16 protein-coding genes and 3 pseudogenes are annotated in these 22,652 nt (G+C 31.8%); 14 read left to right on the forward strand and 5 right to left on the reverse strand.

What is annotated here, in order from left to right; translation table 11 throughout:
* The first annotated feature begins 417 nt into the window (after positions 1-417).
* Positions 418-912, forward strand: a pseudogene (locus AD998_08625) (hypothetical protein).
* Between the two features lie 169 nt (positions 913-1,081).
* Here AD998_08625 and AD998_08630 read toward each other — a convergent pair.
* Positions 1,082-2,485, reverse strand: coding sequence for a hypothetical protein (locus tag AD998_08630; protein ID KOY86202.1), 1,404 nt, complete (start codon positions 2,483-2,485; stop codon positions 1,082-1,084).
* Between the two features lie 66 nt (positions 2,486-2,551).
* On the opposite strand from AD998_08630, the gene AD998_08635 reads away from it, so the two are divergent.
* From AD998_08635 to AD998_08660, 6 genes and pseudogenes are all read left to right on the forward strand, one after another.
* Complete coding sequence (locus tag AD998_08635; protein KOY86203.1) at positions 2,552-3,886, forward strand: hypothetical protein; 1,335 nt, start codon at positions 2,552-2,554, stop codon at positions 3,884-3,886.
* A 16-nt stretch (positions 3,887-3,902) separates the two neighbouring features.
* The gene (locus AD998_08640; protein KOY86204.1) at positions 3,903-4,457 is read left to right on the forward strand and encodes a hypothetical protein; all 555 of its coding nucleotides are present in this window, start codon (positions 3,903-3,905) and stop codon (positions 4,455-4,457) included.
* A gap of 448 nt (positions 4,458-4,905) precedes the next feature.
* Complete coding sequence (locus tag AD998_08645) at positions 4,906-5,310, forward strand: hypothetical protein (protein ID KOY86205.1); 405 nt, start codon at positions 4,906-4,908, stop codon at positions 5,308-5,310.
* A gap of 533 nt (positions 5,311-5,843) precedes the next feature.
* A pseudogene (locus AD998_08650) lies at positions 5,844-6,044 on the forward strand (hypothetical protein).
* Between the two features lie 321 nt (positions 6,045-6,365).
* Entirely contained in the window at positions 6,366-10,700 is a 4,335-nt protein-coding gene (locus AD998_08655) for a hypothetical protein (protein ID KOY86206.1), read from the forward strand.
* Positions 10,701-10,832: 132 nt separating this feature from the next.
* A complete protein-coding gene (locus AD998_08660) occupies positions 10,833-13,598 on the forward strand; it encodes a hypothetical protein (protein ID KOY86207.1) in 2,766 nt (921 codons plus the stop codon).
* 31 nt (positions 13,599-13,629) lie between these two features.
* Here the strand turns inward: AD998_08660 and AD998_08665 are convergent, their stop codons facing one another.
* Positions 13,630-15,492 carry a hypothetical protein gene (locus AD998_08665; GenBank protein KOY86208.1) on the reverse strand — a complete coding sequence of 621 codons (1,863 nt, stop codon included), beginning with the start codon at positions 15,490-15,492 and terminating at the stop codon, positions 13,630-13,632.
* Positions 15,493-15,509: 17 nt separating this feature from the next.
* Positions 15,510-16,241 carry a hypothetical protein gene (locus AD998_08670; GenBank protein KOY86209.1) on the reverse strand — a complete coding sequence of 244 codons (732 nt, stop codon included), beginning with the start codon at positions 16,239-16,241 and terminating at the stop codon, positions 15,510-15,512.
* A gap of 120 nt (positions 16,242-16,361) precedes the next feature.
* On the opposite strand from AD998_08670, the gene AD998_08675 reads away from it, so the two are divergent.
* The 4 genes from AD998_08675 to AD998_08690 all read left to right on the forward strand — a co-directional run bounded on the left by AD998_08675 (position 16,362) and on the right by AD998_08690 (position 18,066).
* On the forward strand, positions 16,362-16,691 hold the full coding sequence (locus tag AD998_08675; protein ID KOY86210.1) for a hypothetical protein: 330 nt from the start codon (positions 16,362-16,364) through the stop codon (positions 16,689-16,691).
* A 71-nt stretch (positions 16,692-16,762) separates the two neighbouring features.
* Positions 16,763-16,966 (forward strand): fructose-6-phosphate aldolase, encoded by a 204-nt coding sequence (locus AD998_08680; GenBank protein ID KOY86211.1) that lies wholly within the window; start codon positions 16,763-16,765, stop codon positions 16,964-16,966.
* Positions 16,963-17,673 (forward strand): phosphonate ABC transporter ATP-binding protein, encoded by a 711-nt coding sequence (locus AD998_08685; GenBank protein KOY86212.1) that lies wholly within the window; start codon positions 16,963-16,965, stop codon positions 17,671-17,673. The genes AD998_08680 and AD998_08685 overlap by 4 nt, the downstream gene beginning before the upstream one ends.
* A 24-nt stretch (positions 17,674-17,697) precedes the next feature.
* Complete coding sequence (locus AD998_08690) at positions 17,698-18,066, forward strand: hypothetical protein (GenBank protein KOY86213.1); 369 nt, start codon at positions 17,698-17,700, stop codon at positions 18,064-18,066.
* 1 nt (position 18,067) lies between these two features.
* Here AD998_08690 and AD998_08695 read toward each other — a convergent pair whose 3' ends face one another.
* The gene (locus AD998_08695) at positions 18,068-18,595 is read right to left on the reverse strand and encodes an NADPH-dependent FMN reductase (GenBank protein ID KOY86214.1); all 528 of its coding nucleotides are present in this window, start codon (positions 18,593-18,595) and stop codon (positions 18,068-18,070) included.
* Between the two features lie 51 nt (positions 18,596-18,646).
* Positions 18,647-20,200, reverse strand: a complete 1,554-nt coding sequence (locus AD998_08700) for a hypothetical protein (GenBank protein ID KOY86215.1) — start codon at positions 20,198-20,200, stop codon at positions 18,647-18,649.
* 107 nt (positions 20,201-20,307) lie between these two features.
* Here AD998_08700 and AD998_08705 point away from each other — a divergent pair, with 107 nt between their 5' ends.
* From AD998_08705 to AD998_08715, 3 genes and pseudogenes are all read left to right on the forward strand, one after another.
* Complete coding sequence (locus AD998_08705) at positions 20,308-20,868, forward strand: RNA polymerase subunit sigma-70 (GenBank protein KOY86216.1); 561 nt, start codon at positions 20,308-20,310, stop codon at positions 20,866-20,868.
* 11 nt (positions 20,869-20,879) lie between these two features.
* Complete coding sequence (locus AD998_08710; protein KOY86217.1) at positions 20,880-21,614, forward strand: hypothetical protein; 735 nt, start codon at positions 20,880-20,882, stop codon at positions 21,612-21,614.
* 683 nt (positions 21,615-22,297) lie between these two features.
* Positions 22,298-22,636, forward strand: a pseudogene (locus AD998_08715) (hypothetical protein).
* Positions 22,637-22,652 lie beyond the last annotated feature (16 nt).

A 22,652-nucleotide genomic window follows, 5' to 3' on the forward strand; every position in this document is an offset into this window, starting at 1 on the left:
GATATTATCTACAACGAATTTTTCATAATAAAACATATGGATACAAATCAATTACCTCCAATCAATGAATTAGAATGCTTTTTAGGTAAAAAACTTATATTAGAAAATGGTGTGATTTCTTCTTCAGATTTGCTAGAGTATCAGGCATTACAAGATGAAAGAAAACAAGAGTTATTAACTGTTTTAGATAAAAACATTCAAACAAAAGCACCTAGCCTAAATTTAAGTAATGCTCCATCAGGTTCTAAAAGTTTCTATTTATGGCTTACAGGCAAAGAACCAGAATTAGAATGTTTAACAGAATTCTACTGGCTTGAAGAAATAAAATTGGGAAGTTATTATAAAACTTTTTCAGGAAAAGATAATCTTTTTGAACCACTTGTTCAGATACCACCATTGCCTAAGCAACTGAAAGTATTAAGCATAGATGGAGGACAAATAAAAAACACCCAAAATCTACTAAATGTACCATCTTTACAAAAATTAAAACTATATATATGCCAAATAGAAGATGTATCAGATGTTGGAAAGCTGGACAAACTACAATATTTAGATTTATCATATAATAAATCATTTTTAACAGATTTAAGCCCTTTGGCAAATCTTAAAAACTTAAAAAGCTTACAAATAAAATTTTGTGAAATCAAAAATATTGATGCATTGGCAAACTTAACGGAGTTAGAAGAGCTAGATGCTACTTATTGTGGTATATCAGATATAAACCCTCTTAAAAATTTGAAAAAGCTACATACATTAAATTTATCCAGAAATAGTATTACAGATATTACTGTTTTGGAAAATTTAGTTTTATTACACAAGTTAGATTTAAGTACCAATCAGATTTTAGAAATTGACATATTAGCAAAACTCAATATCAAAGATTTAATAATTAAAGAAAATCCTGTAGGAGAAGCTATAAACCAAGCTTTAGGAAAAAATAGTAAACGTTTTCCTACAAAAAAAGAAGTAAAAGTATATTTAAATCAAGTTAAATAAGAGAAATTAAGCCTAAAAACAAGATTCTTTGTTGTTTTCTACCATGTTAGGTGAATTGTAGAGGTATTTTAGAATGATTTTTTTATTAAAGTCTGGTATTAGGCGACCATATTTTACCCTCATGCTCTAAATGTGTTTGTAAAAGCCCAGCCACTTCATCATGGTTGAGGTGTTTCATGTTTTTTTCGAGCATCCATATTTTACAATACCTTGCAAAAGACCTGATGGAAGCTCCTGTATTATCTACTTTGGCTGCAAAATATTCAAAATTGACATTTCCTAATTCAAGATCTTTGAAAGCTTCACACCAAATATCATAACGAGTATTAGCATCAGGAATAGGGAAAGGGACTCTGACATTGAACCTTCTGACAAAAGCCTTATCCATATTTGGAAGTTTGTTGGTTGCCATGAAAATAATACCTTTGTGGTCTTCTATTCTTTGAAGTAAATAGGCAATTTCCTGATTTCCATAACGATCATTGGCAGAGTTGTTTTCAGTTCTTTTCCCAAAGAGAGCATCTCCTTCATCAAAGAATAGAATCCAGTCTTTATTTCTAGCAATATCAAATATTTTTCCAATGTTTTTGGATGTTTCTCCCACCCATTTACTGACCACTTGTGAGAGGTCAATTCGATAAACAGGTTTTCCAAAATCTTTTCCAAAGAGAGCTACAGAGATACTTTTACCAGTTCCAGGCTCACCATGCAATAGAAATTTCATTCCTTTGGTAAATTTCTTGAAAGTAGGGTCTTGAACAATAGTATTATAGTTTCTCATCCAAGCAAAGATATCTTGGAGGTAGAAAGTAGTTCTTTCAGGGAGAATCAAATCGTCCCAGTTTTCTTCGGTGGTATAAAGAGTAGCAGGGAAATCTTCAGAATATTGGTATTGGTAAGAATTGCCAGTTGTGAAATATTCAAAATACTCATCTGAAATATGAATGGTTTTCTGATAAAGGTCTTTACTTTGCCCCCTTAGCTCTATGATGTTATTAGCAAGAAAAATATTATCAGGGTTAAAAAAATTACCCAAAAAAACTCTATCAGCAATATTTTCGCCTGTGGCTAAATACAAAAAAGTTTGTACAGAAGGCATTACAAAAGAGTTTTCTGCTATGATTCCAAAATTTGCATAATTTTTTTGCGTATAGGGGTTATTTACATGTAAAAGTTCTAACACAGAAGGTCGTAATGCTTTTGCCATACTTAAAATGAGTAGCAGGCGAACTGGTGTTTTTAAATTCTCAGGAACATTCTCTAAAAAGGCATTATAATAAGATTTTTGAATTAATTGAGGCGGATTTGGAAATTTTATTACTTTATCTTCTGTAATTTCTTTGAAGCGAGCTTGTATAATGGTAATCAACCACTCTAATTCTTTTTCTAAGGCTTGTGTATTTGACGTAAAATTTTCTGAAGAAAACTGCATATTTTTGGTTTCGTAATTCCTTTTTTTTATTTTTGATAGAATAAAGCAAAAAAACATAGTTTTTGTTAGAAAACAAATAAATATAAAGACATCTTTATATTGTATCTTTAAAAATATACAACTATGAGTTTCCAGTTTTCCCAAAATAACCAAACTAACTTTACCAATACAACTACTGAAAAAGACCCTTATCCTACTTGGATGCCAAAATATATAGTACAAGAGGGTGATGACTTTTGGAAGATTGCAAGGAAAATGTATCCTGACCTCCCTGATGATAAAATAGCCATTAAAGTGAAGCGTCTCCAAGAAATCAATAGTGATAAAAAGACACTCAAAGTAGGAGATGCATTGAATAATTTAAGCTTTGTGGAGTGGCAAGAAAGCATGGGTAAAAGTATTTCTAAGAAAACTGCTTCCGTTTTTGATACAGTTGAAAAAGGAAAAAAAAAGACTTTAGGTTTCTTGGCTGGAAAAGAAGATGAAACAAAGAACAAGGCTGTAAAGAGTGTGAAAGCTAACCCTCAAGAAACACAAGCTAAAAAAGCAGCTTCAAAAGCAACAACTGATGCTGTGAAGAATATGAAACCAGAGGAAGAAGAAGAGAGTTTGTATAATAGATTTGATAATACAATGAGAAACTGGGAATTTGGAAAAAAAATGGATGCTAGTGCAGATGAAATAAAAAATATATTTGGTGAAAAAGTAGCAGAAGGGAAAGAAGAAAAAGAAAATGGCTGGTTTAATAAACTCGATAATGCAATAAAAAACTCTGAACTTGGAAAAAAAATAGATGCTAGTACAAAGGCTATAAAAGGAAAAGGTGGTGGTACACAAGAAGAGGGTATTATTGTTGATGATGATGGGGCTAAATTTGATGGGCAAGATGCCCATTTAGCCAAAGCTAAACACCTTTGGGGGCATGCAGATTGGGGAGCACTAAGTTTGATGCAAATGGCTTTGGGTATTGAATTGCCTGAAACACAACTCTCCAGAGGGGATAAATATAGTATATTAGAAAACAAACTGGCAACAATCATTAATACAGGAAAAGATTACCAAAGTGATATTGGAGGAGCAAATGAAGAAAGTGAAAAAGAAGCATTACAAAATGCTGAATTAGAGAAAAATCTAAAAACTATGTTTAAATTGTATGAGGAACTCAAACCTTTGGGTTATGGTTTACAAAATTTGGAATGTTCTTTCCCAAGCGAAGACATCAAAGAGTTTGATAAAGGAGAGAAAGTACAAAACTTTGAACAAGTAAAATCTTTTGCAGAAAAGAATAATGTTTTTATTTTGGATGTCCAGTTTAGAAACTTGCAAATCCAAGACAAGGGTAATATGATTCCAGCAGGGCATCTTTCTACACCAGTGATGATAAAAATTTTAAAAGCAATCAAAGCTAAAAAAGGAGCTTTGAATTTAGCAGAGTATAATAAAATAATTAATCAATAAAATACAACAAAAATTTATGAAAAATAGCCTTGCTTTAATAGTTTTGTTATCAATTCTATGGAGTTGTCAAGAAAAGGAAAAAAAACAAAAAGTTCCTTATAAACAAGGTGATATGTACGAATTAAATGGTAAAAAATATTTAATAAAGACAGCAGATTATTACCTTGATGGTACGGATAAATTCTTAACACTTGATATAGATACTTTAAACACTAAATATGAAATATTTGTAGGATTACATGAAAATGGTAAAAAGAAAAAAATAGCATTGGTAAATCCAAAAGTAGATACTTTGTTGTATCCAAGAAAATACAATGATAAAAAAAGTCCAGCTTATTATATGTTTATAGGTTATATATTAAAAGAAGAAACATTTCATGAAAATGGCAAAATGAGGTCTTGGGCTATTAGGAGTAATATTATGTCAGATTCTTTATTTAATTTTATAAGTTATGATGAGAATGGTAAAATTAAAAGAAAAACAAAAAATAGGAAAGTTAATGATGTATGGATAATAGAAGCAGAAAAAGATGGTAAAACAACCATAGACACCTCTTATTTTTGGAAGTAAAATCTGTATTTATGAGAAATAGTATTATCATTTGATTTTTCATAGTTAGCATCTTACCAATCATTTTTATTAAAATCTTATTTTTTATATAGAAAAAAAATATATTTATAGTTTTAAACACCCTTAAACTATAAATCTTATGAAATCAATCTTGAAAATTACCCTGTTTTTTATTTTTCGCCCTTGTTGGTGTTTTAGCATAGCGACACCAACAAAAAATAGTTTGTTATCTTATTTTCGTTGGTGAAGAACACCAACGAAGGCGGAAAGTTAATGATATGTGGATTTCAGAAGGCGAAAAAGATGGTAAAAAGCGAATAGATACATTTTATTTTTGGAGGTAAGTTATCATAATTAGCATCTTACCAATCATTTTTATTAAAATCTTATTTTTTATATAGAAAAAAAATATATTTATAGTTTTAAACACGCTTAAACTATAAATCTTATGAAATCAATTTTGAAAATTACCCTGTTTTTTATTTTAGTACATGGCGTATGTACTGTGAGTTATCAGTATATACAAGAAACTTTTTTTGATGGCATAGATATGAATGTAAGATATGCCATATTTGTAGCCATTCAGTTTGCCATTATGATAACCCAAAGTATCTATTTTTACAAAAAAGTACCCCAGATACATTGGATAAAACTGCTTTTTAGTACACTGATAGCCTATTTTATAGGAATGCTGATGAGCCCTTTCTTCTTAGAAATGTTGGGGAGAGATATGAGCAATGCAAATCTACTTGGAGATGGTATCAAACTTTTCTTAGGGGTAGGCATCTTTTTCTCTATTCTTTCTGTGGGTATTGCTAACATAACCTCCAAAAATAATTTGTTGGCAAAATAAATTTATTTCTATATCATAACCAATGAAACTAAGAACCTATTTAGGATTGTTTCCTGCTTCGTTCTTCGTACCCATAATAATGCCTCATGATGTTCACAATGAGAGTACCCAAAAATAACATAAAAAAAACGGTTACCTTCTTGGCACAATGAGGATATAGTCATATATTTGGGTAGTTGTTAAACCCTAAACCTTAAAAAAATCTTATGAAATTACTTAAACTATCTATTGTGGCTTTATCTCTATCTGTAGTTATTGGGTGTAAAAAGAAAGATGAAGATCCTAAACCTCCAACCATCACAGGATTGAGTGCGACGACAGGCAATGCAAATGCTTCTATCACAATTACGGGAGCTAACTTTAGTACTACTCCAGCAAGCAACACAGTGAAATTTGGAGATGTACAAGCTGAAGTTACAAATGCAACAGCTACAAGCCTTACTGTAAAAGTACCTAATGGCTCAACAAAAGGAAAAGTAAGTGTAAAAGTTGGTACATTTACAGAAGCTACTTTCGCAAACGATTTTACAACAACAAGTTTCATTGATACCCGTGATAACCAAGAATATCCTCAAGTATATGTTGATAATACACTTTGGATGGGTAAAAACTTAAATTATGATACTCCCTCAGGAGACTTATGTTATGATAATAATGGTAATAATTGTACACAATATGGTAAATTATACACTTTTGATGCAGCTCAAACAGCTTGTCCTACTGGTTGGAGAATAACTACACCTGCTGATTTTGGAGCTTTGAAAACAAAATTTGGTCCTGATGAAAGAGATAAACTACTTACTGGTGGTGTATCTGGTTTAAACTTTCAGTATTCTGGTTCTGCAACCTCTACACCTACTTTTGCAGATTTAGGAGTATGGGGACGTTTCTGGACAAATACCACAAATCCTTCTGATAATTCAAGAGGTACTAACTATTTAATTAGAAATGACCAAACTGTTTTGACAGAAGTACCTAATTATAACAAAGGTAATTCTACTTGTGTTCGTTGTATCAAAAATTAAATAAACATAATCTTATAAACTTAATTAATGATGACTATGAAAAAACAGCTTTCAAGTCTTATACAAAAAATACAATGGATAGTTTGCTTGTATTTGGGAATAAGTATGACTTCTCATGGTCAAACAATAGTTATGAATAGTAGCCCCCTTACAGTATGTAAAGGGGCTACGAATGTTCCTGTTACTTTTACATTGACTGAAGATATAGTGGATAGGTTTAAGGATTATAACACTACTAATGGAGAACAACTTCTTGTGCTGTCATTGCCTACTGGAATAACTTTTAGTGAGCCTACAGCTGAAACTCCTTTAACAGCAACTACAGCAGATGGAATAGTATTTAGAATAGAAAGAGTAAGTGGCAATACTAAATTAAATATATGGTATGAGGAAGATGATATAAATACGGCTGGTGAGCAAGATGGTATAGATATAGTAACAATTAATGCAAAGATAGATATTAGTAATGCAATTGCAGATGGAACATATAATATCATAGTATCACAAGCAGATAATGAAGCCTATCCTAGTATTGTTGATGGTACAACATCAGCAGGAGCAATTAAAATAGACCCAGCACCAGCACCAGTTACATTCAAATATTATACAGTTAAAGAAAATATAACACCAGCAGTCTTTCAATGCCAGCCTATCTCTGGTTGTATTCCAGGTGGTGGTGGATGTATTACAAGAGAAGTTGGAGGTATTCCTATATGTGCAGTAAAAGCAATATTACGTTCTGCTATTGTATATGTTGTAGGAGCAAGTTGTAGTCCCAGTGGACCATTTTGTGATGAATGTGAGGAATGTGTTGAGATAACACCAGCCTCTACATCATACTCATTAGAACCAATAGTATCAGATGTATGTCCAGGGACACAAATATATGTAAAAATTGATGTAAATGGACAAACATCTCCTACGGGAGATAATATTCAACGTCAGCTAATTATCAATAATGGAACACCCTTAAATCCCACAGGTTGCCCTGATGGCTCTAATGGTTGCTTTGCTCTTAATAATTTAGTAAGTACAGATGTGCTTAAAGCTCAACTTACTACTACTACAGGAGCAGGTTGCACATACACCATTACTCCAACTGTATCCAATCCACCTGTTCAAAATATACCCATTGGTGTCTTAAAGGCAAAAGACTTATCGAATACTGCTGTTACATATAATGTACCTTTGTATGGAGACCCTGCTCTTATTCCTACAGACTCTATCTTAGTATTTGGTAATTTTGAAAGTACAGAGTTCAGATTTAAAGATGGTACTACTGACCTTCCAAAAACACAATATAATTTTGGAGGTATGTCAGGGTTTGTTCAAGATGCTTCAAACCCAGCTTGGTTATTAAATCCAGGTGGATTGAATTTAGATTTTGTTTATACAGTTGAGTTTAGAGATACGAGATGTTCTTCTCCCTCAAAATACTTCAAATTTAAACTTTTTGATAACTCACCCAAACAGCTGATAGGTCTAACTAATGGAGGAGTTTGTAAGGATATTAATAAAGATATTGATATAGGCTGGATAGGACAAGGAGCTGTAGGATATTTGTCCTGCATACGAGAGGTTAATTCTGCTGAAGGGTTTATAAAAAATGGATTAGACCCAAATTATAAAAATAGAAAAGGTATAAATAGTGGGTTTCAAATAGACTTTACAAAAGTTAATGCAACATCACGAACTTCTTTTGATGTAGAAATTTCTTACTATGTTTGCTCTGGAGCAAATGTTCCAGACGGCTCATTGACTAATTGTACATCAGGACCTGTATCTAATGGAGAGCCTCAACCATGTATTTTAAAAACAAGTAAAGAGCGTATAGTAATCTCTAATCCTGCACCCGAACAAATTACTATATTAGGAGCAGACCCTATAAAGCCAGTATACTGTGAGGGTTCTCCAAGTATAACATTAGTAGGAACTCCAATAAATGCAGAAGGTGGTTCAAATAAACTATTTTCAATAGAGACACTAATACCTACTCCAAGTACTCCCAGATTTCTTACTGCTACAACTACTTTAGAGTTTAGAGAGTTTAATACTGGAGAGACTGCAATCAATGCACCAAATGTATTAGAGCCAGGTAAAAGCTATAGAATAAATTATACTTATACCAATAAATATGGTTGTGGTCAGAAAGTTACTTATGATATTTCTGTAGAACAGTTACCTAATCCAATTGATCCAGTAGCAACCCAAACAACACAAATGTTTTGTTTGAACTCAGCTATCCCAAGAATTAAAATTGCTGGTTATGAAACAAATATTGTTAGGTGGTATTCAGCAACAGGATCGTTTTTGTATGAAGATACAGGTGGTGTAAACACAGGATTTAATTCTTTAATTAATAGTGCAATATCTGCTGATTATGATTATCAAGTAAGTATTGTGTCTGCAACACCACAAAAATGTGAGAGTAGCAAAACTCCTTTTAGAATATCAGTTGGAGAGCCAATAATGCCTAAATTCTCTTTCACAAGAGTTTGTGAAGGGACACAAGTACAATTTACAAATGAAGCAATATTACCTTCTGCTCCTGATAGAAATACTGTAGATAGTCTTATATGGGATTTTGGAGACCCCACAAGTTCAACAAATACTAGCAATTTGGAAAATCCAACACATTTATACCAAAATGCAGGTATTTATAAAGTAAGATGTACTATTATAACAAAAGCAGGGTGTAATAATTTTATAGAAAAACAAGTAATAGTTCATAAAAAAGCTCAATTAGTTGGAGGTGTTTATAATGAAGATTTTGAAAATGTAAATCTTTCAGACCCAACACCTTTTCCTAATACATTAGATTGGACATCATCATCAAATACGGAAAGTTTAAACCAAGATTCAAAAAAATCCTCATGGAAAATCATATCTGTTAATCGAATGGATGGAACAACAGGACAAGCTTTTGTAACAAGCAATACCAATAATACCTATAATGATTCTGAATATTCTTGGATAGAAAGCCCTTGTTTCGATTTGAGTGTACTTAATGCTCCATTGATGAATATAAAGATGCGTTATAATACTGACTTCAAAGCAGATGGAGCATTTGTGATGTATACAACTAACAATGGTACAAGCTGGAATTTATTAGGTAATTTGAATCAAGGTTCGGAGTGGTATAATAGTGGTGATATTTTAGGATTTTCATCTATTACAGGAGTAAATAACTCAAATCGTATAGGTTGGTCTGGAAAAAGCAATGATTTTATAGAAGCAAAATTAAGTTTAAGAGATGTGAAAACAGCCTTAAATTCCTTACCTGCAAACACACCAGTTCGCTTTCGTATTGTATTTGCTAGTAATGCAGATAACCCAGCAAACAATTCGTTTACAGGGGTAGCCATTGATAGGGTAGTAATATTGGATAAAAATCATAGAGTCCTTTTAGAACATTTTACCAATACTACATCACCTGCTCATCAAGATGCCGACTGGACAAGTTTTGTAAATAACGGACAGGCAAAAACAGACTTGGTTCATGTTCAATATCATACAACTTTCCCTACTGGTGATGCATTAGGACAAGCCTCCAGACCAGAAAGTAATGCAAGAAGCTTACATTATGCTGTTGGACAACCACCTTATACAGTGGTAGATGGTAGAATGGAAGCAGGGAAACAGTTTTACCCTCGTTGGAATTATAATGTTACTAATTCAGAAGCATACAATTATTATTTGCAACGTAGTCTTGTGGCATCTACTTTTAGCATCGGAACACCTATATTCTCAGGAGGTACAGGTGGAAATCCTCTACAAGTAAAAGTAAATATTTCACGTACCAATGCACCATCAGATAAAACCAGTGCAGTCATGGCTCACTTGATGATAGTACAAAATGATGCCAATGGCAATAAAAATGTAGTTCGTAAAATGTTGCCAAGTCCAGCAGGTACACGCCTCGAAAGTATGTGGGCATCAGGTTCAAGCTATACTTTAGAAGGTTCTTGGAAACCCAGTAATGCAGTTGCTGCTAATACTTACAGTGTTGTAGTATTTATTGCAGACGAAAAAACAAAAGAGATATATCAGGCAGATATATTCCCTATCAATCAAAGTATAGATGCCAAAACTGTTGAAAAATCTGTAACTATGGATGCGGAAGAGATTAATCTTTATCCTAACCCTACTTCTACAGATGTAACAGTGGTATTGCCCGAAACACCTACCGGCAAAGTTACATGGAGAATGTTTGATGCTTTGGGTAGAGAAGTAGAGGGTGGTAGTGGCACAACAGATAATGCTCTATTTAGAGTAACAACTCAAAATTGTAACAAAGGTATTTATATTATAGAAATAAGTACCTCAGACTGGAAAGTTCGTAAGAGTGTTTCAGTGATTAAATAAAATAATAGTAATATAAACAACAAAAGAGCCTCTTAAAGAGGCTCTTTTGTTGTAATAGGGTTATAAGTTTAGAAGAAACTAAATAAGCTATAAGATTTTGTTATTTTTGTATGAGAAATAAATTATATTCTTGTGATAAACTTTGTTGAGAAAATTATTGTAGACGCTTCTTTTGAAATGAGTCAAGAAAAAGGGCAAGCCATACGTCCTTTTTTTCATGATTTGATACGTTCGGCATTTCCCAAAGCTATTGATGATGTTCTGAGTTCAAAAAAGAAATATCAATACAAAAAATATGACCAAATTCACTTGGATTTGGGGGTGATTTCCTTAGAAAACTTCCAGAGTAAAATTATAGATGCTCTAAAATCTAAACTCAAAGAGTTTTTTATGGGGCAAGAAGATATAGTCTTAGAGCCTCATCAGATACTTTTAGAAATACTGACTCAATTCTTAAAAGAAGGAAACATTACAAGTAGTGCCGAAACACTCTGGCGAAATTATCAATATATTTTTAAAGAAGATACCCCTTTCTTACAGCCAAAGTCTTTTAGCATCCAACTCATTATAGAAGAGTTGATAACACATCATAGAGAACAATTTTCAGTGTTTTTTAAACAAAATATTGAAAACAGTACCATTCTTCAGAGGTTTATTTTAAATGTGCCTGAAGGTATTCTTTTAGAATTAGTGGATTCTCAAGTAAAACAGATTATTAGGTTTTTTAGAACATTCTATAAAACCAAGAGCCATACCCAAATTATTGAAAATACCCTTAAATTAGTAATTTGGCAGAGTGTTTTAAGAGTATTGTATCAAGAAAATGCACCCCAAAACTCTCAGCAAATAGCTTTGAGCCTTATCAAAACTATCATACAAAATTTAGGTTTGAAGCAGAAAATACATATACGAAAAGTTATCTTACAAAAAGAAATCTCTATTAGTCCTCCAACACTTCAAAAAGAGGTTTTAAATATTTTGAAAGAAATATTGGGTGAAGAAATTTTGACATATTACTATTCAAAAAAACACATATCTGTTCAAGAGTTTTTAGAAGAGTTCACCAATTTCTTTACAAATCAAGAGTATATTTTTATTGAACGTTTCTTGCGTGATATAGTGGATATTAATCAACAAATACCAACACAACCTCAACCACAATCACAACCAATTTTTCAACTAAATATAATTTCTAAAGTAATATTAAGGAGTGTTTTTCAACAAGATTTTTTTGAAAAAGAAATTACTACTAATCAATCTATTCAAGAATCTTTTGTACAAAATGTACTAAAAACATTCCTTTTAGAAACAAATATCGAATATATTTTTGATAATTTGAATTACTTGCAAAAATCTCAAAATAAGATAGTTGCACAAGTTTCAACGGATTTTTATCAAAAAATTTTACAAGAAGCTAAAAAAGCTAATATAAGTTTAAAAAACAATCTTTTATCTCCTAATCAACAGAAAGCTATTCAGACACTTAGAGAGCTAATGGGTTTAGAGACGCCGTCTGTAGTGACAGAAAAGATAGCATTAGATATACTCATACAATTATTGAGTATAGGTGCAATATCCCCAAATGAGCTTATTTTACTTGAAAAAGGTGAAGTAAACCTGCAACAAGCAATTCAAGAAATTTTAGCCAAAAAGAAAACCTTATTACGTGAAAAACTGCTTACCATTACCAACAAACCCACCAATTTAGCACTCTCACAGTTAAAAATCTATTTGAGTGACGATTTGATAGAGATACTTTTAGAAGGAATTGGGAAATCATTACAAAAAATCTCTAAATCAAGACTCAAAGAGCTTAAAAAACAATATACAACCCCCCAATATTTATTTGAAGAGATAGAATTCTTACTTGAAAATAAAGTAGTTAGAAAAAATATAGAAGAAAGTCTGCTTTTTGCCTATCAGAATTATGAAAAAGAGTTGACTCTGTTTATTCAGGAAACCTCTGACGAACATTATAAAGTATTATTGGATTATAAAATAGACTTCATTGAGCATATTTTACAGGAAGATGTTCGTTTTATTGAACAAAGTGTAGATTTACAAATTTTTTACCTTACATTTTTTATTAGAAACAAAAAAATACCTGAAAATATAGCATCTAAAATACAAAGAGTAGAAGCATTTATTGAAAATATACTGATTCTCTTAGCTGAAAAACATCCTGAAAAACTACAAATGATTTTGAGTAGTTTTGTTTCCAAAGAACTGACAATGCTTAGAAAAATAGCTCCTAAAATTATCAAGAAGTTTTATCAGAAACTGACCACAGAAGAATTAGTTCAAAAAGCTCTTGAACAAAGAATAAAAGAGAAAAATACTGCCAATAATACTGCATCTGAAAATCAAGAATCTAAAGAATTGCCTAAAAAGAATAAGGAAATCTATATTGAAAACCCAGGCTTGATACTTGTACATCCTTTTATCAATACCTTATTTAGACGATTGGGATACTTGAATAAAAAAGAATTTGTAGATAAAGATATACAACACAGAGCGGTCTATTTGTTACAGTATATTGTAGATGGTAACACTGAGCCCAAAGAAGAACACCAGCTAATTTTAAATAAATTACTTTGTGGCGTTCCTCTCAGAGAGCCGTTGCTTACAGATATTATTCTTTCTGAAACAGAAAAGGAAACTTGCGAAAGTTTATTGGAAGGAGTTATAGGCAATTGGACAACACTCAAAAATATAAAACCTGCTAATTTTAGAGCATCTTTTATGAAAAGAGAAGCAAAACTAACAGATAAGTTTGATTTTTGGGAGTTAAAAGTAGAGGCAACAGGTGTGGATGTTCTTTTAGAAACATTGCCATGGAGTATCAAAATAATAGTCTTTCCATGGATGGAGAAAAGTATCAATGTAGATTGGAGCTAAAAAAAGCCCTGAATTTTCAGGGCTTTATACTTTAAGGTAAGTCTTGTTCTGATAAAAACTTTCTACTGAGGAATATAAAAATAATAGCTCCAATTAGTAAACCCAGCATCAAAAATGCAGCAGCATTGACATGAGTACTTTTGTGATTATTCATAATGACAAGAATCAGAGTTGCTCCCATAATCATAAAGGTAACTACACCACCTTTGAGTAGTAAATTTGTCATACGTTTCATACGACAACCATAACGATATAATACCCAAAAGCCAGCTAAACTTACGCCAAAAAGCATCCCAAATGATGACAGAGCATACATAGGATTCGAGAAAATAAGTTTAGGGTTAGTAGCCAAACGCAATAAAGAGCTTAAAAATCGTTGCCATCTGCTTGTAGTACTTCCTGCTTTGGCTGTTTTAGCACTTTCTGGTTGAGCAAATTTGCTTGCCAACAAACTCCAAAGTTGAGTGTGTCCATTATCATAGCCCAAAGCCCAAATACCTACACCACCCAATTTTTTTTGTAAAATCCAATCGTATTTTAAGCCTAAAGAAACACTATCTTCCATCCAAATTTGTCTTCTATTGCCTTCAGTATCTTTATATACATAAAATGCACTTGATGATTCAGCATCTAAATTAGCTCTTGCTCCACTAAATTGGTTTTGAAACTCATGATAAGTAAGATATCTGACAAATCTTTTTGCTAAAGAAGGAGTTTGAAAATCTTCTGTTACCCACTCAGCACCATAATAGCCAAATGCAATCAATAGTTTCTTAGGGTCAATGCCAGAAGCTAAATATTCAGTAGAAGCTTTATCTACATCCAATCCCCACCATTTTCCACCACTTTTAAGAGGGGAGATAGGACCTGCATAGGCTGTATTTTCTCCATAAAAATCGAAAGCACACAAAACAAATAAATCTACATAACTTCTGATAGGTTGTATTTGATAAGCATTTTCAAGGTCGGCTGCGGGTAAAGAAATACTTAAAATAGCATTTTTATTTTTACTTTTTAATTCTGCTGAAAGCTCAATCACCAAATCTGCAAAAGAAGACTGACTTTCGTAAGGAACCCCCATTAAATCCAAATGGACCCCATCTGCTTGTTTCTCTGTTACAAGTGCTACAATACTTTTGATAAAGTTAGTTTTGGATGAACTGCTTGATAAAAATGAATAATTATCTTTTTTTCCATAACATGAAGCACTTAGAAGTACTTTACTATTATGTTTGTGAGCTTCATCCACAATAGAGCTACTTTGCCAATCATAAATATTTCTATATGCACCTGTAGAAGGGTTTATTTCATAGCCCATATAGGCTACTGCTGAAAGCAAACTAAAATTATAACTCTTGTAAGCATCACCCATCCAGTGAGGATGCCAACCAAATACTTTGAAATCAGGTTTTAAAGTATGTTCTTTGCTATAAACTACACTGTTATTGACAGGAGGGAGATTTCTATAAGAAGAAGCTCTACGACTATCAGAATTGACAACCCTTTGTATAAATTTAGATGTGTCAATGACCTGCTTAGTCATTTCAATAGAAGCTTTGTTTTGTGGTTTTACAATACTCAGGCCACTGTTAGTGCTTGTTCCATCATAAGAAGGTTGTTGTTCGGAGCCACTTTGTATAATTTTACCGCTTAAATCATAAAATTCTCCAAAACCTGAACCATCTTTGGGTTTAGCCTTGCCTGTGCTATCAATAGGTGTATCTACTTTTTTTACATCCTTTTTTTCCTCAACAACAGGCTTTTTCTTGGATGTATCAGGCTTATTTTGAGTATCTACAAAAGTTTCGAGCTTATTTTTTATTTGAGCTGAAACGCTTGTAGATAAAGTATTTAAAATACCTATCAATATTATTATAAATATTAAGCTTTTCATGTGTATATATGTTTTTATTAATCTAAACTATCATCCATAAACTGATCGAGCCAAAGATTTGTAATATTATATTTTACATAATATTCACCGCCATAACTACATCTGGTACGCATTTCTAATTGGTAATTGTAGGTTTCTCCACGCCAACGAAGTTCTATTTTATTACAATACGTACCATAATACGCCTGATTTACTTTGATTTTATTATTTGACTTCCCAAATGTACTCATTGCCAATGCTTGAATAAGAGCATATTTACCTGTTTTCTTTTTTCCAATACCAGCCATTACTTCAAAGGCATAACAGCCATTTAAATTAGTAATAACAGGATGCCATTTTCCGTCAGCCAAAACTTTCCCTTGATGAAAAGTACCTACACGGCCTTTAGATGCTATGTTTCCATTAATATCTAATTCATGTTGAGGTTCTTTCTGTACAATACCAACTTTTCCTGTATTCTTGATAGTAACAATGCTATCACCTACTTGATTATTGATATTGAAGGAAGCATCAGAAGCATCAATCTGAAAATGCCAAGCAGGATTCTTATCTTCAATACTTTTATAAAAACTGATTAATTTTTGAGAACTACCAATAGGTGAGAGAACCAAACCATCATCTAAAGTTTTGGACATTCCATCATCTACTTTATTTATCATAGAGTCAATTAAATCAAGAAAATGTTTTTCTGAAACCAATTGCCCTTTTTTGAAAAATGATTTTAATGTATTCCTATTTTGTAAAGACATAAGTATTTAGTTCATTTTTATCAAAGTGTTCCCAAAAATAGTAATATTGTAAATAATAAAAAATATAGATTAATTTATATTTATATCATTTAATGATAATTAAAATAGTATTAAATATTTATGATGATTTTTTTAGAAGTATTAATGACTAATATGTTGTTTATCATTGGTTTACATGAGTCAACGAAGCCGAGTTTTATATTATATTCTATGAATGAATTTCTAGAAAAAACATTGCCAAGTTGGTTGTACGCTCCATTATTGGGGTGTGTATATTGTATGTCATCTGTTTGGGGAGTTATATTTTATAGTATATATTTTTTAAAATTAGATAATTTTCAAGAAAATTGGTTCAGGTTTGTAGGGTTTTTACCTATTTATATATTGGCTCTCAATGGTCTAGTACATTTGGGTTACGAACTTTTGTGCTTTTTAAGAAATAGGGAATAAAAAAAGAGAAAAGGGAACAATTAAATCTAAATAGAGGTTTATATTGCAAAACTATATTAGACACAACATTTATGTACATCATTAAAGTAAAAGGTAAAGCTAAAATCCCTGATTATATTCAACTAAGAGACGAGAATTTTGTTTTGATTGCTTATTTCAGAGCTGATAGACCTCTTAAAAATCTAGAAAAATATAATTTAGAAGGTAAAGAAGATGCTTTGAAAAATGTAATAGAAAATTTACCTTTCGGAAAACTACAGAAATTGGAAATATGAGTTTCTCTACAGAGCCTGTTGTATCCGTAAAAGATACTACTATCTATCAAAAACAAAACATTGTCCTTTCAGAAGTATATTTTGAAATCTCAAAAGGTGAGTTTGTATATCTGATTGGTAGAACAGGAAGCGGAAAAAGTTCTTTATTAAAAACATTGTATGCAGATTTACCCTTATACAGTGGTGATATAGCTGTAGCTAGCTTTCAGTTATTTAATATTCGGAAGAAAGATGTACCTTTTTTGCGTAGAAAAATAGGAATTGTATTTCAAGATTTCCAACTCCTGATGGATAGAAGCATCGCTGAAAACTTAGTTTTTACCATGAAGGCTACTGGTTGGTCAGACTCTGCCAAAATGAAACAACGCCTTTCGGAAGTGCTTCTGAAAGTGGGTTTGGGAGCAGCAGGCAATAAAATGCCTCACCAACTTTCTGGAGGTGAGCAACAAAGAGTAGTAATTGCAAGAGCTCTGATTAATGAGCCTGCGATTTTGTTTGCAGATGAACCCACAGGAAACCTTGACCCACAAGTAGCAGATGAAATTATGGAGCTTTTTATCCAAATCAATAGGAGTGGAACAGCCATTCTGATGGCAACCCATAACCATAATTTTTTACAGAAATACCCTGCCCGAATTCTTAAATGCGAACATGGACATGTATTAGACTCTACTATTCAAGAGTTTGACTATAAAAATATCGACTAAACAATGAAAAAGTACATATTATTCATGTTTGCGTTTTGTGCTTTTGAAGGAGTAAAAGCACAAGTTCAGACACTCACAAAACCTTTGTCTAAAAAAACGATTCAATCTTTTCCTGAGACTTTTGTAGTATTGGACACAGCTACTTATAACCAGTTGTTTCAAAAAATAAAATATAAAACAGATTTGCTAAATGAAATGATTGAAAATCAGAAAGAAATAATAGCAGAGCAGGAAAATATTATTAAAAGTCTTAATGAAGAATCTCAACAATCGGCTAAAATTCACAAATTGCATAGTGAATTAATCGAAAACCAAAAAAAACAAATAGAATTAATGCAACAAGAAATAGAATCCTTGAAAAAGCAGTTGGCTGAAAAAAGTAAGAAAAAGTAATCTAAAACTTCAAAAACTTTTCTATTTGTACGTCAATGAGTTGATTGTATAAGTCATTGGTGATTTTACCATCTTTCATATTCTTTTCAATCTGAATAAGTTTTACTTTATTGCCCAATACATGAGCATTGAGGAACGAAAAAATGTCATTCAAATGGCTCAAAGCCAATGCTCCACCTTGTACACCCGAAGAAAGCCCAACCAACGCAATCTTTTTATCTTCAAAACCTTTGGGATAAGGCATACCATCAATAAAAGCCTTTAGAACACCAGGGAAAGAGCCATTGTACTCAGGAACAATAAAAATAAGCTTTTCAGTGGCTACAACAGCTTCTCTAATCAGATTAAATTGTGGATTTTTCCCTGAATTTTTATATAAAGCTGAAATAATAAAATCAGCAGGCAAATCTTGTAAATTAACAATCTGACTGCTTGCTCCTTTTGCTTGCAAAAGTGCTTGATAATGCTCTGCAATGACTTCTGAAAGAGAGTTATCTCGGTTTGTGCCAACAACAATGGTAATAGACATTTGTAAATATGTTTTTGTGAAAATAACTTATTTGGTAGAAAAATGTTCAAATCAAGGTTTTTTGTATAAAATAATTTTGCCTAATTCTGCAATTTTTTTCCATTCTTGAGGTGTTTTTTGTATATAAACGGGTGGGGGGTAGCCTATTAAATCAAAATATTCTACACTGTACTCGTTGAGCAAAACATACACTTCTTTGGTGGTATTTCTATATTTTTCGTATTCAGTAAATTCTTTAAACTCAATATTTGTAGGTTTTTGAAACCCATAATACCACAAATATCCTGATGAAAGTTTATCATCTGTAAATATAATACTTGGTTTCGAAAGTTGCTTTAAATACGTTTGTACCAGCGTTTTCTCATCACGATAACCAGTTTCAGTAGATTTGAGCATGGTATAAACAGGGTGAGCTAATAAAATCAATCCTAAAAAGATATAATATAACTTAAATAACTTTGGAATAAAAAGTGTAATGCTCAAACCTAAAGCTAAAATCATATACAACAAACTATATTTGATACCGACACTTGTATAAGCATACACTCCAGACAAAGCCCAAATAAGCGAAATGGTAAGTGTTATTTTCTTATTTTGTAGAGAAATGGCGTAACCTGATAAAATGGCAAAAAAAGGCATCAGAAATAAAATATGTCTTGGAAATAAACCAATAGGATTATAAGCCGTAAAATGGGTACTAAAAAACCAAAACATAAGTGTTGCTCCCAAAACAAGCCATAAAAGAAACTTGATTTCTTTAATTAAAATAGCTTTTGGAAAGCAAAACAAAGCCAATCCACCAGCCATTGTAATCATTAAACCTGTATTGATAAACATAAAAAATGGCTCATAAGTAATTCGATGAATGGTATGAATGAAAGGCTTATCAAAATAGCTAAAACTGGTTATATAATGGCTCTCTTGAATGAGCGAAAAACGATAAAACCAATTGCCAGTATAATATTTGTAGATACTGATATAAGCGATTGTAAATAGAATTCCAAAGAAAATGCTGTAAACCCAAAAAAGAAGATGTTTTTTGCTCTTTAAATCCCAAATGAATACTCCAATGTAAAAAGGAATAAAATAGATAATGAGTTCTTTACATAAAAAAGCCCAAAAACTAAGAAAAATAAAAAGAAAGGCTTTTTGTATGGAGTTTTGTCGTTCTAAAAATATAGTAACAGAAGCAAATGCAAGGGTAGTAAGCAATACATCAGGGTAGAGCTTGTTTGCAAAAAATAATGTATAAAAATCTAACCCTATAAATAAAAGAACCAAAATAATGCTTAAGGAATTATCAAAATTTTTAATGAATCTAAACACCAAGAATAAACTCACAAGCGTTGATAAAAGAGGTAAGATAATATTTACAGCATCGGAAATCCCAAAAACATAATACAATAAAGCCAAAGGAGCTATAATCCCCCAACGGTGAGCAAAAATATCGGGTGTGGCAACTTGGTAAGTTCCATTTTGTAAATGATAAGCATAATAAGCATAAGAATAGTCATCATAAAAATAATAACCATCAAAACTAAAGATAGCAAATAAAATAATAAAAACTGATAAAGTTATGTATATGAATGTTTTATGTCTTTGCATGAATAAATACAAGAAAAATTTTTATAAAAAAACGAAATTTTTTTAGACTTCACGCAACCCTTTTTTAGAAACTTGCATCTTTAAATCAGAAAGTCGATAAATAGTTTATGAGTAAGAAAATTACAGAAGAAGAAATTGTACTAAGGTGTCAGAAAGCAGACCCATTAGCCCAAAAATACTTATATGAAAAGTATGCTGGGAAATTTTTGGGTATTTGTAAACGATACTTTGCCAATTTGCACGAAGCAGAAGATGCAATGGTGATGTCTTTTGTGAAAATATTTGAAAAAGTTATACAATTTAGAAATGAAGGTAGTTTTGAGGGATGGATGAAAAGATTGGTAGTTAATGAATGTCTAACTCAAATTCGTAAAAAACAAATATTATTTGTAGACGCAGAAACACAATATAATTTAACAGATAACATTGAAACAGCAGAAGAAAGACTAAACGCAGAAGATTTGTTAACTTGTGTACAAAGGCTTCCTGATGGATATAGAACAGTTTTTAACTTATATGCCATAGAAGGCTACTCGCACCAAGAAATAGCAGATATGTTGGGAATTAGTGAAGGAACTTCCAAATCGCAACTTTCGAGAGCAAGAAACTTATTACAAGCTTATGTGAATGAATTATTAGGAACAGATTCAGTATCAATGACCAATTAACTAGCAGAAAAATGGAAAAGAACCCAATAGATAAATTATTTGAAGATAAATTAACAGATTACACTTCTACACCTTCTGTAAATTTGTGGGATAGGATAGAAAAACAAATTCCCTATGAGCAAAAAGAAGAAAAAAGTTTTCTTAGAAGATTTTGGTGGTTATGTCTGTTGCTTTTTATACCTATGAGTATAGGAATTTGGTATATGAGTTATGAAAAAAATACTACTCAAAAAAGTGAAAATATGGCAACTTATATCAATACACAAAAACTTGTAGATATTGAGAATAATGAAACAAAAAACATCATAAATTCTGGAAAAAAGGAGTCTGAGGAAAAGATAGAAGAAACTAAAAATAATTTGATTCAAAAAGACCTTCAGAATTCCGAAAATAAAGAATTTTCAATTAATCAGAAAAAAAATGAAAAAAATATACAATCCGAAGCAACCTCTGAAAAAGAAATTTCATCTACTAATCAGAAAGCTGAAGAGAATGAAGTAAAACAAAATAGTAATGAGAAAACAGAAGAAAAAGTCAAAGAAGAAACTAAAAAAATAGATACAGCGAAACCTCAACCAGCTAAAAAAGGAGTAAAGGTAATCATCAAACTCTCTGAACCTGAAGAACCCAAAGAAGGCAAAGCTCGCGATTTTGCTTCTACGAAAACAGGTAAATTTTTGAGAAAATTAAAACAAATCAAAGAAGGGGAGACAGGAATACCTCCAGTCCAAATACCACTCAACTAAAAAATACAATGTGGGCTTTTGGTAGAATGATGTTCAAAAGCCTTCAAAAATCAACCATTTAAAAATAAAATTTTATGAAAAAGATTTTCTTAATGCTCGCCATGGTGGGTGTATGCGATAGCTTTGCCCAAGACACCATTCAAATAGATTTGAATGACAAAGCAAAAGTTCTTATAACTGCTCAAGACCGTGAAAGCTTGAAAAAACTGAAAGATGTAAACTTCAATAAAGTAATTAAAGGAGCTATTAGTAAAATAGACACAACATTTAGTTACAAAGAAGAAAAAGAACGCCGTACACTAATTCTTTTTGGGACAGATTTCGATTCTCCAGACGCAGACGGACTTATAAATATTGGCTTAGAAAACAAAGGTAGTAATAATAAAAAAAGGAAACCAAGATCAATACAAACAGGTTGGATTGTAGATTTGGGTTTAAATAATTATCTACAAGAAAATGGTAGTTTCCCTGATGCTAATAATCAGCCATATCGTTTACAAACAGCTAATTCGGCGTATGTAGGTGTTGGAAAAATGTGGTATTTTAGAATAGGAAATGAAAAAAGTCCAGTATGGGTGCGTACAGGGATTATGGCAGACTGGTATAACTTTAGGTTTGTGCCACAAAATTACTTAACTCTGGATAGCACTGGAAGCAATATTACATTTAGTAATTACAACCAAGACTTTGGCAGACGACTTACAAAATCTAAATTAGTTGTACCTTATATTCAAATACCTTTGATGTTGAAGTTTTCTGTACCTGTTTCTGATAAAGTAAAATTAAAAGCTGGTATAGGTGGTTATGTGGCAATTCGTACAGGTGGACGTACAAAACTTAATGTTGGTGAGGAAAAAATTAAAGATAAAGACAGTTATTATTTAAATACTTGGCGATATGGTTTGGAAGGGAATATTGGTATCAATGACTTTATTTTATTTGCCAAATATGACTTAAATCCATTGTTTGCAGAAGGCAGAGGTCCCAAATTAAATCCTATTAGTTTCGGTATCAGACTATAAATAAAAGGGGCTTAAA

It is taken from the genome of bacterium 336/3 (assembly GCA_001281695.1).
Lineage (GTDB): Bacteria > Bacteroidota > Bacteroidia > Cytophagales > Thermonemataceae > Raineya.